This window comes from Lactobacillus sp. ESL0263, from assembly GCF_003692845.1.
Taxonomy (GTDB): domain Bacteria; phylum Bacillota; class Bacilli; order Lactobacillales; family Lactobacillaceae; genus Lactobacillus; species Lactobacillus apis.
This window is the reverse complement of record NZ_REHL01000001.1, coordinates 33,475-51,944: the sequence shown is the minus strand read 5'-3', so window position 1 is coordinate 51,944 and position 18,470 is coordinate 33,475. Positions and strand designations below refer to the sequence as shown.

At 36.4% G+C, this 18,470-nt stretch carries 15 protein-coding genes; 3 read left to right on the top strand and 12 right to left on the bottom strand.

Translation table 11 applies throughout. The annotated features are described in order from the left end of the window. Nucleotides 1-80 precede the first annotated feature (80 nt). The gene (locus F5ESL0263_RS00240; RefSeq protein WP_122033952.1) at nt 81-695 is read right to left on the bottom strand and encodes a Type 1 glutamine amidotransferase-like domain-containing protein; all 615 of its coding nucleotides are present in this window, start codon (nt 693-695) and stop codon (nt 81-83) included. A 238-nt stretch (nt 696-933) separates the two neighbouring features. Between F5ESL0263_RS00240 and F5ESL0263_RS00235 the strand changes: the two genes are divergently transcribed. Then, complete coding sequence (locus tag F5ESL0263_RS00235; RefSeq protein WP_158593006.1) at nt 934-3,120, top strand: BspA family leucine-rich repeat surface protein; 2,187 nt, start codon at nt 934-936, stop codon at nt 3,118-3,120. Between the two features lie 530 nt (nt 3,121-3,650). On the opposite strand, the gene F5ESL0263_RS08750 is transcribed toward F5ESL0263_RS00235, so the two are convergent. Continuing rightward, nucleotides 3,651-3,812 carry a hypothetical protein gene (locus F5ESL0263_RS08750; RefSeq protein ID WP_370448823.1) on the bottom strand — a complete coding sequence of 54 codons (162 nt, stop codon included), beginning with the start codon at nt 3,810-3,812 and terminating at the stop codon, nt 3,651-3,653. 14 nt (nt 3,813-3,826) lie between these two features. Beyond that, nucleotides 3,827-4,333, bottom strand: a complete 507-nt coding sequence (locus tag F5ESL0263_RS00225; protein WP_122033947.1) for a Type 1 glutamine amidotransferase-like domain-containing protein — start codon at nt 4,331-4,333, stop codon at nt 3,827-3,829. Between the two features lie 186 nt (nt 4,334-4,519). Between F5ESL0263_RS00225 and F5ESL0263_RS00220 the strand changes: the two genes are divergently transcribed. Beyond that, nucleotides 4,520-6,637 carry a BspA family leucine-rich repeat surface protein gene (locus tag F5ESL0263_RS00220; protein WP_158593004.1) on the top strand — a complete coding sequence of 706 codons (2,118 nt, stop codon included), beginning with the start codon at nt 4,520-4,522 and terminating at the stop codon, nt 6,635-6,637. 71 nt (nt 6,638-6,708) lie between these two features. Here the strand turns inward: F5ESL0263_RS00220 and F5ESL0263_RS00215 are convergent, their stop codons facing one another. The 7 genes from F5ESL0263_RS00215 to F5ESL0263_RS00185 form a co-directional block, all read right to left on the bottom strand. Continuing rightward, the gene (locus F5ESL0263_RS00215; RefSeq protein WP_122033944.1) at nt 6,709-7,437 is read right to left on the bottom strand and encodes an L-ribulose-5-phosphate 4-epimerase; all 729 of its coding nucleotides are present in this window, start codon (nt 7,435-7,437) and stop codon (nt 6,709-6,711) included. 10 nt (nt 7,438-7,447) lie between these two features. Then, the gene (locus F5ESL0263_RS00210; RefSeq protein ID WP_122033943.1) at nt 7,448-8,329 is read right to left on the bottom strand and encodes an L-ribulose-5-phosphate 3-epimerase; all 882 of its coding nucleotides are present in this window, start codon (nt 8,327-8,329) and stop codon (nt 7,448-7,450) included. Beyond that, nucleotides 8,319-9,860, bottom strand: coding sequence for an FGGY-family carbohydrate kinase (locus tag F5ESL0263_RS00205; RefSeq protein WP_122033941.1), 1,542 nt, complete (start codon nt 9,858-9,860; stop codon nt 8,319-8,321). The genes F5ESL0263_RS00210 and F5ESL0263_RS00205 overlap by 11 nt, the downstream gene beginning before the upstream one ends. Before the next feature lie 10 nt (nt 9,861-9,870). After that, nucleotides 9,871-10,875, bottom strand: a complete 1,005-nt coding sequence (locus F5ESL0263_RS00200; protein WP_122033939.1) for a hypothetical protein — start codon at nt 10,873-10,875, stop codon at nt 9,871-9,873. 120 nt (nt 10,876-10,995) lie between these two features. Further along, entirely contained in the window at nt 10,996-11,952 is a 957-nt protein-coding gene (locus tag F5ESL0263_RS00195; RefSeq protein WP_122033938.1) for an NAD(P)-dependent oxidoreductase, read from the bottom strand. An 18-nt stretch (nt 11,953-11,970) separates the two neighbouring features. Continuing rightward, nucleotides 11,971-12,942, bottom strand: coding sequence for an amidohydrolase family protein (locus tag F5ESL0263_RS00190; protein ID WP_122033937.1), 972 nt, complete (start codon nt 12,940-12,942; stop codon nt 11,971-11,973). Between the two features lie 22 nt (nt 12,943-12,964). After that, entirely contained in the window at nt 12,965-14,416 is a 1,452-nt protein-coding gene (locus tag F5ESL0263_RS00185) for a PTS galactitol transporter subunit IIC (protein ID WP_122033935.1), read from the bottom strand. A 233-nt stretch (nt 14,417-14,649) separates the two neighbouring features. Between F5ESL0263_RS00185 and F5ESL0263_RS00180 the strand changes: the two genes are divergently transcribed. Next, complete coding sequence (locus tag F5ESL0263_RS00180) at nt 14,650-15,654, top strand: LacI family DNA-binding transcriptional regulator (protein WP_122033933.1); 1,005 nt, start codon at nt 14,650-14,652, stop codon at nt 15,652-15,654. A 280-nt stretch (nt 15,655-15,934) separates the two neighbouring features. On the opposite strand, the gene F5ESL0263_RS00175 is transcribed toward F5ESL0263_RS00180, so the two are convergent. After that, nucleotides 15,935-16,153: a hypothetical protein gene (locus tag F5ESL0263_RS00175; protein ID WP_122033931.1), complete on the bottom strand. Its 219-nt coding sequence runs from the start codon at nt 16,151-16,153 to the stop codon at nt 15,935-15,937. Nucleotides 16,154-16,283: 130 nt separating this feature from the next. Then, nucleotides 16,284-18,230, bottom strand: coding sequence for a M13-type metalloendopeptidase (locus F5ESL0263_RS00170; RefSeq protein WP_122033930.1), 1,947 nt, complete (start codon nt 18,228-18,230; stop codon nt 16,284-16,286). Nucleotides 18,231-18,470 lie beyond the last annotated feature (240 nt).

Genomic DNA, 18,470 nt, shown 5'->3' with positions numbered 1-18,470 from the left:
TACTTCAGATATACATGAAAATAAGATTAAAAAAGACTCTATTTCTAAATAGAGTCTTTTTTTTGCTACTTTATTAAGTTCTAAACTATTTTATAGTCTTTATAACTAGGTATAATTGCTTGATTATTATTAATCGGAACTAAATTCAATTTATCCTTATACACTGCAAGTATTTCATCATCTGCCTCCGCAAATGGCTCTTCTTTATAGTGCGGTAAAGTATAGAACTTAGTCTGACTTAGAGCACTATAGTCAGTCAAGTCTTCTGCCAGAGTTGCATCGTCCATAATACCGCAGTATTCGATGTCCGGTGCCATAATAATTGCACCAGCAGACTCTCCTATATATGGAGTTCCAGAATCAATTTTTTCATTAATCAGTGGCAGCAATTCCTTTTTCTTTAGTTCTTGTAACAGATAAAATGTATTACCACCTGTTACAAAAAACATCTCGGCGTCTTTTACTTTATTAGTGGCTATATCTACTGATTCATTTGTAACATCGAATTTATCAACTACATAGCCTAACTCTTCCAGAAGCTGTTTTTCTTCGTCAACATATTCTGTATATTCTTCTACATCACTAGCAGTTGGAATAAAAAGGATTCTCTTAGTCTTGATTTCATTATGTTGAACAAATGTCTTAAATTGTTCGGCCACGTTTGCAAAGTAAGAGGCTAAAAATATTTTTTTCATGCTTTCTCCTAGTCAATATTCTAACTATCCCTATATCTAATCGCTTTTAATTATAAAGTTTATTAAATAGATCCTCAAGATTAATCCGTTCATTCGAATACTAACTAGTTGTCCTCATTTTTTCACTGATGCTTAGGCTTTTATACAAGTGCGTTTCATTAGTAGTTACTATATTAATCGTGTTAGACTCAGGGTGTATAAACAGTACGTTATTTTTTACTATATGAGGTTAAGAATAATGAATAAAAATAAGGAGAAATTACTATTAGGTGGTGTTTTGACCACCATTGGTCTACTAAGCGCTAGCCCACAAATTGCAAAAGCTGATCAGCTTGCAGCTTCTCACTTAGCGGCTAGCAATGTAACTAAGTCACCAAAAGCTGCTGAACCTGCAGCTAATCAACAACCAAGTACATCTGATGACAGCAGTTCATCGATGCCGTCAGTTCCACCTACTAGCAATTCATCAACTACTGATAACAATGAACCTGCTAGTAATGCAAATCAGTCTGACATGCCTCCTGCAATTACTCATGGTGAAAATGAACAGCAAAAGATAGCTACAAAAGCCAACTTAATATCATCTGACAGTAATGGCGCCCATCTTACATACGATCCTGATCAAGGAGTTGCTACTATTTCAGGAAATATCACAGCTGACAGTAATGATGTACCTAGATCAATTAGCCAATTCTTTCTCAATAATAAACCTAAAAAGATTGTTATTGATGGACCTCTAGCTATCAAAGGATCTGCCGCTGGTCTTTTCAGTGATTTAAACAACTTAGAAGAGTTTGAAGGTTTATCTAACTTTGACACAAGCCAAGTTACGAGTATGGCCTCTATGTTCGCTAATGATAAAAATTTAAAAAGTCTAGATTTGAGTAGCTTTAACACAAGTAACGTAACTGATATGTCTAAGCTTTTTAAGTCTTGTTCTGCCTTAACAAATCTTGACGTTAGCTCGTTTAATACAGCAAAGGTTAAAGACATGAGCACCATGTTCAATCTTTGCACAAGTTTAACCAACTTAAATCTGAATAATTTTAATACTAAAAATGTTGAAAACATGAATTCTATGTTTTATGCCTGTCGAAACTTGTCGTCACTAAACATTAGTAACTTCAATACAGCAAAGGTAACGGACATGACTGCTATGTTTGGCATGTGCCTTAAGTTATCAAACTTAAATGTTGCTAGCTTTGATACCAGTAATGTTAAGCAAACTGTAGGCATGTTTTTATACTGCGTGAGTTTGAACCAATTAGATGTTAGCCACTTCAACACTAGTAATGTTACTAGCACGAACGGAATGTTTGCCTTTTGCACCAATTTAACAAAGATAGATGTTAGTCACTTTAACACGGACAAGGTAACTGACATGATGGAAATGTTTTTAGGAGATAGCAGCTTAACCAGTCTTGATATCAGTAATTTCAATATGAACTCTGTTACCAGTAGCGATAATATGCTAAATGGACTGATAGGCTTAAATTACTTAAAACTAGGTGCTAAAAATTCTCTATCAAATACTGGCTTAGATACGCCCGGAATCTGGGTTAACGTCGGTGATGGTACAACAGAGCATCCTCAAGCGCTTAAAGATAAGCGTTGGACATCTCCACAACTTTTAACTAACTATAATCCGGCTAAAGACGCCGATGCCTATGTTAGATACAATGCGGCTGTTATTACACATTATCAAGACCAAGATGGCAACCAACTAGCACCTAATGATGTACAAACTGGTGGATTAAACACTCCATACACCACAAAGCCGAAAGATATTACTGGCTATACTTTAGCAGAAACTCCTGCTAATGCCAGCGGTAGCTTTGCAGATAACACTATAACTGATGTTGTCTATCTCTACAAAAAAGCTCCTACTCCTACCAAGCCACCAGTAAATCCTGTTGTTCCTAGTAAAGCTGCTAATGTAATTGTTCACTATCAAGATGAAGATGGTAATCCTCTTACTTCCGACATTGTTTTAAATGGTAACGTTGGTGATGGGTATACTACCGATACAAAAGAATTTACTGGGTATCACCTAAAAAGTCGGCCTACTAATGCCACCGGCTTCTTTAGTACACAGGCTCAAGATGTCACCTATATTTACGCAAAAGATAGTAATACTCCTGCCGAAAATGTGCCTGTCAACGACAACCATCATGGTAAAAACCCTACTAAACCGCAAACAACTAATCATCTATGGCCTCAATCACCTCAAAGCCCTTCAAAACAGCATTTAACTAATAATCATGTTGCCATACCAACGGCACCTACTGGTCATCAAGCTGCTAACAAATTACCACAAACGGGTAAAAACCAAACGCAAAATCTACTGACTATTCTTGCTGGTCTTCTGTCCGCAACATTTGCAGCTATATTTGGTTGGTTCATTCACAAACATAGAGAAAACTAATTAAACACTCTATGAAAAATCTGAGAAACTAAGTTTCTCAGATTTTTTGCGTTCAATATCAAGAAAAGCGACTACCACCTTCTACGCATGCCTTAGATTATTACCTAGGAAATAATGATAGCCCGTATCAGATATAACCAGAGTGGGAATCTAAAATAATACTGTGTTGCTTCTCTTTGTTACCTTCTACATATTTTGGAAAATTTAATCAGTGCCCCAAAAGATATGCTTAGCTACCAAGACCCTTTTTGGCTAATGCAACGTCCTTTTGGCAAGATAGAAATAAGAAAATCATTTCTTTTTCAATATCTTGAATTGCTGAAATTTCGGTGGCGATGTTTTCATATGGTTTCCTCTACTCCAAAGCACTTTCCAAGCGATTCAGGTAATCTGCATTAAGGAATGACAAATGGCAAACAATTAAATTAAAAGGACTAGCTCCGATTGAATATCGGAAGTTAGTCCATAAAGTGGCATAATTTTAAGGCTCACATCAGCTGAGAGTCTTTTCTTTGCTATTTTATTAAGTTCTAAACTATTTTATAGTCTTTATCATTAACTATAATTACCTGACTATTATTTATTGGTACTAAATTCAATTTATCCTTATATACTGCAAGTACTTCATCATCTAATTCCACAAATGGTTCTTCTTTATAGTGCGGTAAAGTATAGAACTTAGTCTGATTCAAGGCGCTATAGTCGGTCAAATCTTTGGCAAGAGTTGCATTGTTGACAATACGGCAATACTCGATGCTTGGTGCTTGGTGCTTGGTGCCATAATCATTGCGCCCGCAGATTCTCCTATATATGGAGTTCCACAATCAACTTTCTCATTAATCAGTGATACTAAATTCTTTTTCTTTAGTTCTTGCAATAGATAAAATGTATTACCACCAGTTATAAAAAACATCTCGGCATTTTTTACTTTACTAGCAGCTACATCTACTGGTTCATTTGCAATGTCAAATTTATCAACTACATAGCCTAACTCTTCAAGAGCCTGTTTTCCTTCAGTAACGTATTCTGTATATTCTTCTACATTACTAGCAGTTGGAATAAAAAGAATTCTCTTAGTTTTGATTTCATTATTTTGAACAAATGCCTTAAATTGTTCAACTACCTTTGCAAAGTAAGAGGCTAAAAATATTTTTTCATGCTTTCTCCTATGTAAATATTCCAACTGTTTATATAGTTGTATATTCGCTCTCAATTATAGAGTCTATTAGATAGGTCGTCAAGATTGCTTCATTCAATCCAATGCTGAATAGCTGTCCTCATTTTTCCGTTGATGCGTAAACTCTATACAAGTGCGTTTTACTAGTAGTTAATATATTAACCGTGTTAGACTCAAGTTGTATAAACAGTACGTTGCTTTTACTATATGAGGTTAAGAATAATGAATAAAAATAAGGAGAAATTACTATTAGGTAGCGTTTTGGCCACTATTGGCCTATTAGGTGCCAGACCGCAAATTGCAAAAGCTGATCAACTTGCAGCTTCTCACTTAGCAGCCAGCAATGTTACTAAGTCTAATAAAATATCACCAAAAGCTGCTGAACCTGCAGCTAATCAACAATCAAGTACACCTGCTGACACCAGCTCGTCGGTACCGTCAGCTGCACCTGTTAGCAATTCATCAACTACTGATAACAATGAAACTGCTAGTAATGCCAATCAGCCTGACGTGCCTTCTGCAACTACACATGATGAAAATGAACAGCAAAAGATAGCTACAAAAGACAACCTAATATCATCTGACATTAACGATGCCCATCTTACATACGATCCTGATCAAGAGGTTGTTACTATTTCAGGTAGCCTAACGACTAATGACGATGTACTTATAGCACTTAGCAGGTTCTTACGAAATAATAATCCTAAAAAGATTGTTATCGCTGGACCTTTAGCTATTAAAGGGTCCGCTGCTGGTCTCTTCAATGATATAAGTAACTTAGAAGAATTTGAAGGCTTATCTAACCTTGATACAAGACAAGTCACAAGCATGAATTCTATGTTTGCTAATGAACCCAAATTAAAAAGTCTAGATTTGAGTAACTTTAACACCAGTAACGTAACTGACATGCGCTACTTTTTCAACTCTTGCTATTCATTAAAAAATCTAGATCTTAGTTCGTTTGATACATCAAATGTTAAAGACATGAACACTATGTTTTATCTTTGCTCAAGCTTAACCAACTTAAATCTGAATAATTTTGATACTAAAAATGTTGAAAACATGAGTAACATGTTTTTTGGCTGCTCTAATTTGACTTCTTTAAACATTAATAGTTTCAATACATCTAAAGTAACAGATTTTTCTGGTATGTTTTCAGGCTGCGCAGGCCTAACTCAATTAGATGTTAGCCGCTTCAACACTAGTAATGTTACTAATATGAACGTAATGTTTTCCTCATGCAGCAATTTAACAAAGATAGATGTTAGTCACTTTAACACGGACAAGGTAACTAACATGTTTCAAATGTTCTTTGGAGATAATAGCTTAACCAGCCTTGATATAAGTAATTTTAATATGGATTCTGTTACTAACAGCGCTGTTATGCTAATCGGACTGAACAGTTTAAACTACTTAAAATTAGGTGCTAAAAATTCACTAGCAAATACAAGTTTAAACACACCAGGAATCTGGGTTAACGTTGGTAATGGAACAGCAGAGCATCCTCAAGCGCTTAAAGACAAGCGTTGGACATCTCGCCAGCTTCTAACTAACTATAATCCAGCTAAAGATGCCGATGCTTATGTTAGATACAATGCGGCTGTTATTACACATTATCAAGACCAAGACGGTAATCAACTAGCACCTAATGATGTGCAAACCGGTGGACTAAATACTAAATATACCACTACACCAAAAGATATTACTGGTTACACATTAGCAGAAACTCCTGCTAATGCCAGTGGCAGTTTTGCCAATAAAACTATAACTGATGTTGTTTATCTCTACAAAAAAGCTCCTATTGCTACCAAGCCACCTGTAAATCCTATTATCCCAAGTAAAGCTGCTAATGTGGTTGTTCACTATCAAGATGAAAGTGGTAATCCTCTTACTTCCGACATTGTTTTAAGTGGTAATCTTAGTGACGGGTACACTACCGATACAAAAGAATTTAATGGGTATCACCTAAAAAGTCGGCCTATTAATGCCACCGGCTTCTTTAGTACACAGGCTCAAGATGTCACTTATATTTACGCAAAAGATAGTAACAGTCCTTCCGAAAATGTGCCTATCAACAATAACCATCAGGATAAAAACCCTACTAAGCCGCAAACAACTAATCATTTACGGCCCCAAGCACCTCAAAGCCTTTCAAAACGGCATTTAACTAATAATCATATTGCCAGACCAAAGATATCTGCTGGCAATCTAGCAAGCAACAAATTACCACAAACGGGCAAAAACCAAACGCAAAGTCTGTTAACTGTTCTTGCTGGTCTTCTGTCCGCAACATTTGCAGCTATATCTGGTTGGTTCATTCACAAACATAGAGAAAACTAATTGAAAACAAAGAGCAAATTAAAAGGAACTGTTTTTTTAAAAAATAGTTCCTTTCTTTTTGTTGGTTTTATTTATTTCCTCTTGGCATGAGTTTGTGACTGTGCATTATCTTGACCATAATAAGCATCTTCACCATGCTTACGGTAATAGTGCTTATCTAATAAGTATTGGGGCAAATGACTATTAGCACGTGTTAACTGCAACGTATGATAATCTTCTTCTGCTGCCACTTCCAATACCTTCGCATTATAAACTGCCTTAGCTGGTGTTTCGCCCCATGTAAATGGTCCGTGTTGACTAACTAGCGCTGCTGGTGTTGCCTCATAATCCAAATGCCGTTCTTTGAAAGTCCGTACGATTGTTTTTCCAGTATTACCCTCATAGTCTTGTTCTATTTCTTCCTGAGTTAAAGCATCAGCTGCTGGTACATCAGTATAAAAAGTATCTGCATGAGTGGTGTTTAAAGCTGGAATGTCCATTTGAGCTGCAGCAAATGCCACTGCCCAAGGTGAATGCGTATGAACAATTCCACCGATTTTAGCAAAATGGTTATATAGGTATGTATGTGTCGGGGTATCTGAAGAAGGATTCTTGTCACCTTCAACTACTTCCCCTTTTAAGTTCACCACTACCATATCTTCTGGTTTTAGAGTTTCATATGGTACTCCGGACGGCTTAATTACGTATAATCCACTTGCTCGATCAATCCCCGAAACATTACCCCACGTAAAAGTCACTAAATCTAATTGGGGTAATTGCATGTTAGCTTCATAAACTTCCTCTTTCAGTTGTTCAAGCATCTTAATCTCCTTATTTAACTTCTTCTTGCTCAATTCCAACTTCAGCAAAAATTTGATCAAAGAACTCTTTGGCAGCCTTCACTTCAGCCACTGCATTCTCATCGCCATTATCGCCAGACCACATTTCAATTGTGAAACTGCCGCTATAACCTAATCGACTAAGCAACCGTAGCAGACCAGTGAAATCAACACAGCCTTCACCAAAAGGTACATTTTTAAATTGACCTGCAAAAGTTGGCGTGACTGCTTTACTATCTTTCAAGTGAATCGCGCAAATTGTATCAAGATAAGTTTCAATTTCAGCCGGAACATCATTTTCAGGCCAAGCACTTAAATTACCTAGATCTGGATATGCTTGAAGCCAAGGGCTTTTCACCTGATCATGATAGTGCGCAATTTTAGATAAATTATTAATGAACGGATCATCCATGGTTTCAATGGACAACATAATATTCTTTTTAGCTGCCATCTGAACACATTTCGTTAGGTTCTCCACGTAGTATTCACGCGAAGTCATCGTTTTTTCTTCATAGAAAACGTCATAACCGGCCATTTGAATATTATGGATTCCTAAATCAACACATAAATCAATTGCCTTTTCCATCATGACAAGTGCTTGCTTTCTTACAGCTGGATCAGCGGAACCTAGTGGAAAGCGGCGGTGACCAGATAACATTAAGTTATTAATACGGGTATTAGTGTCCCACATTAAATCACGGATTTGCTTGCGCTGTTCACGCGTCCAATCAAGCCGAGCTAATCGCTCATCGCTTTCATCAACTGAAAATTCTAAGAAATTAAAGCCTAGCTCATGGGTTAGTTCAAAGGTTTCACGCCAGGACAAATCCTGCGGTAGTGCCTTTTCATAAATACCTAAAGAATTAATTGTCATTGTTAGAACTTAGCTCCTTTTGTAAACTGTTTATCTCATCCCAATTACCGTTTAAAGACTGTAATAATGAGCTATAAACTTGATATTTTTGGTCATAAACTTTTATAGCCTTTTCCTGTGGTTCATATCGTTTAACCACTTTAGTCATGTTCTTTACTGCTTCAGTCAGATCAGCATATTCTCCTATTCCAACAGCACAGGCAATTGCTCCGCCTAAACCGCCTAATTCAGAGTTAGCTGTAATTTCAATCGGTATGTTTAAAACGTCCGCAAACATTTGAATCCATTGTTCAGAATTGCATGCTCCACCTGACATACGAATAGCTTTGGGTTTATGTCCCAGAACTTTTAAAAGTTGCTCAATGTGTTGACGATGGGCAAAGCAAATTCCTTCATATACGGCTCTAATCATTTCAGATTTGGTTGTAGAACTTTGCAGACCAATGAAAGCACCTTCTGCATTTGGATCCGAGTTGCTCCCATACAAAAACGGAAAGAATACTAATTTTGCATAACTCTCATCTGTGCTATCCAGCATCATTTCTAGGTAATCATAAATTGATTTATTATTTTGCTGTGCATTTTGAATTTCGTCGGCCAGCAACATTTTAAGCATAATGTCTAAATTACCAGCAGAAGTTGGACTTGAAGCCTCAATTAGATTAGCTCCTGTTGGGAAAATTGAGTTCATTAGTCCAGATTCTATTGGAGCCAATTGCTCACTTGGGAAAATATTCATGTTCCACGTGCCAGCAATCATGCTGAAAAGATCATCGCTTAAAACACCCGTAGCTAATGCACAAGCATCAATATCAAACATTCCACCATAAACAGGTGTACCGCTGACTAAACCTGTGATTTTAGCAGCTTCATTTGTAATTTCACCGGCTAAATCAGTAGCATGAATTAGTGGTGGTAACTTAGTAGCAATTTCAGGAATACCAAAGAAGTCGTATAAACGTTGATCATATTCACCGGTATTTAAATTAATTAAGTTATTCCCCGATGCATCACCTAATTCTTGATAGATTTTTCCTGTCAAAAGATATCTGATAAAGTCTTTATTAGACAAAACATAGTTAATTTGCTGGTACTTTTCTGGCTGATTTTCTTTTAGCCAGCGCAAAATAACTGGTGACTGACTGGCCATAATTTGTTGATGACTAATAGGATAGATTTGCTCGACATGCTCACTTAATTCTGCGGCAATGTCCTTGGCTCTACTGTCAGTAGATAAGATTCCATTCATAAAAATTTTACCTGCAGCATCTAGTGTATATAGTCCTTTGCCATGACCAACCACTGAAACGGCACTAATCTTATCAGCTGTTATTTTTGTCTTTTTTAAGGTCGCTTGAATTACTTGACCAATATCTGTCAATAAAGTAGTCAATTTAATTTCTTGAAAGTTTGGTTTGGAAGATAATCTCTTAGTTGCAAACGATGACATCCCTAATTGATGACCTTGCACATCAGTTAGGATTACTTTAGTATTGGTTCCCCCATTATCAATGGTTAAAAAATATTTCATTTATGCTCCCTTATTCATCATCAATTTGATAAATTGCCACTTCATTGGCTTCGCGATTTGCTGATAACAAGTACTGTTGCTCATTTTTTTCATAGACTGTGACATTACTTGGGCCAAGATGATCACCAATAGGAGTTGCGGACAGTTGAGCATCTCTAATCAGTTCTAGTCCCTGTTTACCTGCTCGCCAACCAAACAGAAAGCAATTGTGATTTTTAATTTTGCCACCCCAAATTGCATGACCAAAAGGAGTAGCCTCTGAACTAACTGATATGGTCTTAAAGTTTGTGTCATATACTCTTAAGTGAGAGCCGTGAAAGCCTTCAATTGCCAAATACTCCAGCTGCCCATCATTATTGATGTCGGTAGCTGCAATATCTGAAGTTTCATTTTGCACTAATTGTGTTAGTTTCCAGTCCTCTTGTTTAGTTGGATAATCTAAGCGGAAAATCCCTTCAGCTCCTGTAATTAAGGAATAGCCCTCCATCCGGTGGTAACCATGATTTTTAGTAATCCTAATTGGTAAGGCTTTCAAGTCTTGAATTTGGTTTTGTTTATCTTGATATACACCTACCCAGACTTTTCCAGGATCTGACCAATCATCGGTATACTTTTTTGAATTTGCAATGGAACAGCCTATATACCAGTACTCGCCATTATTAGTTTTAGGAATAATGTCAAAACGATGAATATATGGATACTCACCCACCACGCTTTGATCCCATCCATGTCCATTAAAGGTTTCTTTAACTATGCGACAATGCAAAGAATTGAATCCTGGATAAAATCTTTGTGTGGCAAGAAAGTTTAATGTGCCTGGAATTGGCACTAAAGTCATAGTCCCACCAATATCGTTCCACACCATAATTCGTTCAAAATTATTATCCAGATCATAGGCATAACACGGCTGGTTTTCCTCTGAAGCCACAACAATAAAGTCACGCTCAAGTGCCTGTAATCTCATAATTGCATAGCAATGATCCAAATGATCGCTAAAAATTTTGCTAAATTTCATCTTTGTACCTCAGTGATAATTTTTTAAAAAAAGCAATCTCTTTTAGACTCTGTGCCCTTAAGAGATTGCCTTTAAATTAATCTAACAGCTAAACACAATAGTTAAAAAGTTAGAGTAGTTTTATTTATTAACCTGGTTCAAAGGTTTATTATCGCGTAAGTATGAGATTAAGTTCTTAGAAGCTTCTTCAGCAATTGCCGTTCTTGCCTCTAATGTTCCAGTTCCTGCATGAGGCGACAACACAACGTTGTCTAAATCACGTAAAGCTTGTGGAATATCTGGTTCAGTCTCATAAACATCTAGTCCTGCTCCAGCAATATCTTTATTTTTCAGTGCTGAGATTAGGTCATCTTGCTTAATCAATTGTCCACGAGCAGCATTGATAATATAAGCTGTGTTCTTCATTTGCTTAAATGTCTTAGCATTAAAAATGCCATTTGTTGAAGGAAGTGCTGGTGCATGTAATGTGATAACATCTGATGCTTCAACTAAAGTGTCAAAATCAACGTATTCTACATCTAATTTTTCTTCCAATTCAGGGTCTAAGCGATAGGCATCGTTATAAATCACTTTCATCCCAAACACTTGAGCAAATTTAGCTACTTCTGACCCAATACGTCCCATGCCGTAAACGCCAAGTGTTTTTCCTTGCAAGCTCATTCCCATATATTCTGGTTCTGAAACATCAATCCATTCACCTGAACGAACTACCTTATCGTAGAAGTGTAAGTGACGCACAGTTGCCAATAATAATGTGAAGGTCATTTCAGCAGTTGGAACACGTACCCCTTGTGGGCAGTTTGCAACAACAATTCCTTTTTGCTTTGCATATTCAATGTCGATATGATCAAAGCCTACACCGTTTGCAGTAATAATCTTTAAATTAGTACCTGCATCGATTAATTCACGATCACCCTTCAAGCCCATGATTAGCAGACCTTCATATTCAGGTAAATGCTCTAGAACCCATTCTCTGGTCTCTTTTTCTGGCTCATAGGTTACATCAAAATTCTTTCTTAATTCAGTTAACCCAGCTTCTGGAATAATACCGGTTACTAAAACTTTTATTTTACTCATTTTTGACTCCTTTACTTTTTACTTATTTTTTAACACTGGATCTTCACTATCACGCATTGCTTGCACATTTTGTGGTTTGAAGTAAATCCGATTTGCATTGTTATACATAACATCTTCAAGTTCTGATTCAGTAAAAATGTCCGTTTCTTCTAACCAAGTAGCTAAATTGTGGTACGAATTAAATGTTGATGACCATGGTGAATCAGTGCCCCAAAAGATACGCTTAGCACCGAGAACCTTTTTAGCTAACGCAACATCCTTTTGGCAACGTGGAAATGGGAAAGTCGTTTCCTTTTCAATATCTTGAATTGCTGAAATTTCAGTAGTGATATTTTCGTATGGTTCCCACTGCTCCAAAGCGTTTTCCAAACGATTCAAGTGGTCTGCGTTAGGGAATGATAAATGGCAAACAACAAAGTCTAATTTAGGATAACGACGAGCCAAGTTAACAATTGCTTCAGGTTCGTAGCTGAATTGAGTGTAATCACCGTAGTCAACTGTGATGACGAAGCCTGGATAGTCAGCAAAGAAATGGAAAAGCTTACCTAATTCTGGTGAAGTATCTAAACGGAATGGATGATGATATCCGTGTAAACCTCCACCTTGGCTAATTTCTAATTTAATTGCTCTAAAGCCTAAGTCTTCTACGTGACGTCTAACAATTTCCATCGCGTCATCAGCAAATGGGTCAACAGAAAAAGCTGCAATAAATTTATCAGGATATTTCTTTGCTGCTTGATAAGAGTAATAGTTCTGGAAGCCATATAAACTGCCTTGAAGCAAAACTGCTTTTTCAACTTCATTATCTTCCATAACCTTTAGAGCTGATTCTGCAGTGAAATCGTGATCGCCCCAGCCTTCAGGTATTAGATTAAGAAACATTCCGTTGTCCCAAATCGCTTGGCCATTACCCAAAGGCGTCATTCGACCCTTACCCGATAGACCTGCAACTGAACGTACCAAATGTAAATGTCCGTCAATTTTTTTCATTGTAATTATCTCCTCTACTAAATTAATAGGTTATCTTTTCATCACTGCCAGAATACCCAACGTTTTTATCTGCCATCTTGTTTAGATAATTCCAAATTTGTGGCCGGTATCGACGAAGTCCGAACAGAAGTGCCAAATAAACTACGATTACCAATCCAATATATAATGGGTTTTGCGAAACAAATGCTGCAAAAACTAATGCATTTAATGGTCTAGCCATTAAGTTAAAACTAGTAATTAAAACAATACCAGCAGGTAGGGCAACGCCGTAGTGTGATACTGCTCCAGTATAAAAACTACCTAGCCAACTAGAAGCATATAAGCCTAAACTAAACCAAACAATTCCGTTAGCAATTACTTTTAAAATATTACCACGAGTTAATGCAACGATGGATTCAACCATAAATGGTAAAGAAATCAAATCGACAATTGGTAGTGTCTTGTTTCCTGGAAGAATAAAAGCAATTAAAACCATAATTGGAATTAGAATGACACCAGAAATGATAGTTGCAGGTTCGCCGTAGCCAACTCCGTCATCAACACCTAGGAACCAGCGTTTCTTATTAGTGACTTCATTGGTTGCTTTAGTTCCTTCTTTATCCTTATGTGCATTTTTGTCAATTTCATCTGCTAACGGTGTGAAAGCTTTTGAAAAGACATTTGTAATTAAAGGAAAGATAGTCATAACAGCTGATAGTTGTACTGCTACTGAAAGAATTTGGCCCCAAGCTTGTAAAGTACCCAATCTTGTCAAATTACCCAAAATTCCAATTATCAAACCCAAAAGTGCTCCTAGCGTTGTAGGTTCACCAAAAACACCTAGTTTATTTTTAAAGTATTCAGGGGTCATTTTTACTTTGTTAAACCCTAGCAAATTCCATAATGGATCTAATATGATTGCTGGGATAACTTGCTCAATATTATGCAAAGATGCTACAGATGCATTCTTTACACCATAATAATCAGACCAGCGATCAGCTTGAATTTCAGCTAAAGCCAAAGCGTAGAGCAACATGAAGAATGATAATCCTAATGAAAGCCAGAAATTATGTGTAACGTAGTAACAAACTGTTCCCCAAATCATAAAACCAAAATTATTCCATAAATTTGAAGCCATAAAAATTTTTGTTACACCGAAAGCAAATAATAAGATCTCAGCAATTAAGCCGAAAACAAAGAAACTTAGACCTACAGTTGAACCAAATGATGCTAAAGAACCAGCTTGCCATCCTATATCAACGATAGGCAATTTAATTCCGGTAATATTAACCATTTGTTTAATTATTTTTGTAATAGTTGGGGTGAAGGCTTGAATAATCCAACCAAAACCGGTCAAACCTACACCTGCATAAAAAGCACTCATCATCGCTGTCTTAGGCTTAACCCTTAAGCACAGCGCTACAATAAAAATCATAATTGGCACTACTACACTAGCACCAAAAACTTGAAAAACACGATTAACAGTTTCTAACACAACCTCATCCTCCTATATGAAGTAAATTACTGAACTAACCGCAAATTAGCTTTTAATTTTGTTAAGCATGAGGTGAATCAAGTGTATTAGAGGATATACCTAAGTTGCTTGTCGGCTAACATTGATCAATGCTGATCAATGTTAATCGGTTAACAAAATTATAGTAAAATTCCCTTTTTCTAATAAAAAATACGATATACTAAATATATATATAAATTATTGGGGAAATAACTATGGGAAAACTAACAATTAGAGACATTGCTACTATGGCCAATGTATCAACAGCCACCGTTTCAAATTTTCTTAACGGCAACTACGATCACATGTCTTTAGAAACACGTAAGAATTTAAGTCAAATAATTAACGACACTAATTTTCGTCCTAATTCTACTGCTCGAAATTTGGCAAAAAATGAAAACAAAACCATTGGTGTTTCTATTGCCGACATCACCAATCCCTTTACTTCACAGGTACTATCAGGAATTTTTGAACAATGTGATAATTATCATTATCGTGTATTGTTTACCAATGCTGATAACAGTGAACAAAAAGAAATTGATAATATTACGCGGTTACAAAATGAAGGTGTTGCGGGAATTATTGTTGACCCTGTTAATCCAGATAGTCCAATCTATGAATCCCTATCAAACCAGAATACCGTTATGGTCGACCGCGAATCTAATAACCTAATCATTGATACAGTCGCTACTGATAATATGACTTCCGTACAAGGAATGGTTGGTGAAATGCAAAAACAGGGTTACGATAATCTCTATTTTGTCACCTGGCCATTCCAAAACATCAGTACAAGAACTCAGCGCTATGAAGGGTTCATTAAAGCTACAAAATATTCGACGCTCAATCATTTAATTGCTGTACCTCATCATGGTAAAGATATTGAATATCGACAATTTACTGAAAATATCAATACAATTATGCAACAAAATACTGACACTAAAATTGGCTTTTTCTGTATGAATGCTCGCGTACTTTTGCGTTTACTTCAGGCAATGCAGCAATTGCATTACTCTTATCCAAAAGATTATGGTGTTGCAACTTATGAAGAATTTGACTGGATGCAAGTAATGACTCCGCCAATTAGCTGTATTCATCAAGATTCTTATTCTATTGGTAAGGTTGCAATGCATATCCTTAGACAAAAACTTGAACATAAACAGTTGCATCATCCTAGCTTAAAACTAATACCTACCCAACAAATCTTACGGGATAGTTTTTAATCAGCTCCTCCATCAAAAGTAATAATCAAATAATTAATAATTTAGTTAACCGGTTAACTAAATCTTATAAAACATATTGTATGCGCTTCCCAAACAAAGTCAAGCTTTTTTTGAATGCCTTTTCAGTGAAATGGCTGATTATAGCACCGCAGTCCAGCTATTTTTTTAGTATCTCGAGAACACAAAAAGGACTAATTACCTAAAAAACAGCGGGAATTAGTCCTTTAATTTATTGTTTTTTCTTAGTGTACATTCATTTTTTAGAAAAGTACTACTACTACTACTCTTTATTACTTATGAGTTTTAAAATCACGCTAACTGCCGTTACTGCAGCGGCAGCAATAATCAACCAGCCCAGAGCATTTTGTGGCCTATTATGTGTAATAACCGGTCCCAAATTCCACAACTGATTTTTAGCAATGGCAACTGCGAAAATACCAATGACAACAAGCCACAAGACAACTGCCAGTATAGTAATTGCTACTCTAATATTTTTCATTACTTTTCCTCCCTATTTTATATTTACTAATATAGAGTTCTAAACTTATGTCTGTTTTAGCACAAAATCAGGGACTAAGTTCACTTAAAAGCAATTAGTTTATAGAGCTTGTAGCTGCTCTCAAGTGTAATTACCAAACTTGTACCCGCTTATCCGGATCAAGCCACATACCGTCTCCTTCTTTAACATTGAAAGCTTGATAAAACTCATCTTGACATTGGACCTGCACATTTGCTCGAGCTTGGGAGAGAGCATGAACATCAGAAGCGGCGATTAATTGCCAAAATTCAGGCTTAGCGTTTGTTGCCCAAATTCGCGCATAGTTTTCAAACAAGGTTTTAGCGTCTCCACCTTCTTGCTTATTAGCCGCAACGGCCACTGTTAGACCACCCTGATCACCAATATTTTCTGAAACTGTTAATTTACCATTGATTTTGCTTGTACCAACTTCAACGCCATCAAACAGCTTAATTTCAGCTTTGATTCTTTTATTAAATTCAGCCTGGTCTTCGTCAGTCCACCAGTTTTTCATATTACCCAACTCATCAAACTGCGAGCCGTTGTTGTCAAACGCATGCGAAATTTCATGTCCTACAACTGTACCAAAACCACCATAATTAGCTGCACGATCCTGATGTAGGTCATAAAAAGGCTTTTGGAGTAAAAGTGCTGGGAAAGTAATGTCATTACTTTGCGGATTATAGCAAGCATTTGGTTCTACTGCCGACATCATCCAAAGTGATTGATCAACCGGTCTGTTAATATCTGCAAAGTTATCCTTAAGTTTAATTTGACTATTTGCTTTAACATTACTATATAAACTGCCACCTTCTGTAGCTGGCGTTACTTTGAACTCGTCATAAAATCTTTGAACATGCTCTGGATAACCGATTTTTAAGACTAAAGTGTCTAGCTTCTTTAGCGCCTTTTTCTTAGTTGTATCTGACAGCCAAGAATTCTTTTTTAAATGATCTTGGTAAATCGCAATCATATTTTTAACGATTTTAGTAGCATCGGCTTTGGCTTCAGCACCTAAGTATTTTTCGCCATAGTATTGGCCAATGACATCACCAAATAATCTGACCGTCTCATCATAAGCAAAGCGCTCATCTTCATCTAAAGAATCTACTCCGTACATTGCTTTTCTTAGTGGTAATCTTGCTTTCCGAAATTCACGTGACAAATACCGTGCCGCTTGATTAATAAAATACCCGATTAGCCAGCCTTTTAATTCAGCAAAATGTTCTTCATTAAACAATTCATCAAATTTATCTAAATAGCCTGGTTCAGTAACATTAACTTTCTTAGCGGCTTCAAGTCTGGTTTCTTTCAGCAAAGCAGCTAGATGAATATTTTTACTCTTGCTTTCAAATTCTGTCACACTCATTGGATGATATATGTTTTCAATCTCAGAATTATATTCTGCTGATTGATAAACCTGCGCCAAACGCTGGTCCAACGTAACTGCTCCTGCGGCGTATTGCTCAGCTTTATCCTGCTGAACGCCACTCATTACCAGCAAATTAACGGTTTGCGTTTGCCAAACATCAAGCAAGTTAGCGGTTTTTTCATTACCATAATAACTGGTATCGGACAAAATCAAATTTTGCCGGTAAAAAGTGACAATATTTAGTTGTGCATCCTTAAAATCTGGTTCCACTTCAAATTTAAATGGCAAGTTGTCGGCTAGCAACAAATTCGCCAAGTTCTTATTGATATCTGCTAAATTGTCGAGTCCGGTTAAAAAGGTCAAGTCTTCCTTAATTGGAGCAGCGCCGTCATCAGCTCTTTTTTCTTCATCTTCAGCTACACGGTAAAATTCAACTGCTTTGTTAAAGTTCTTAACTTTAGGAACTGGTTTTTTACCAGCAACAAAAACAGAAAAGTTTTTTAAAAGGTGTTTACGCGTTTGCTGTTCTGCTATGTCAAAACCATCAATCAACGACTGACTTGCAGGAACAGGATTCTCCTGCAACCATTTTGAATTTACAGCCAAGTAAAGGTTATCTTGCTCACGGATATTTACATCAGGCTTAGTAGAATCACCAAAACCACCACGAATATTAAATTTAATCATTTGCTTTTCTCCTATAATTTAATCTTTTTCTTATACAGATAATACCTTCAAGGAGTGAGACAAGTTAAAAAGTGTCACATTCGACTTTTTATTTTTTCGTACGGTATTTTTTTAAAATATTGATCATTATGTGTGCAAATGAATCTGCTAAATAGATAACTTATCAATTTTATTGTTATTACTTTATTCATATTATTATATAGTGGTATATAATATAGGTTAGTAGTAAAAGTGGGGAGG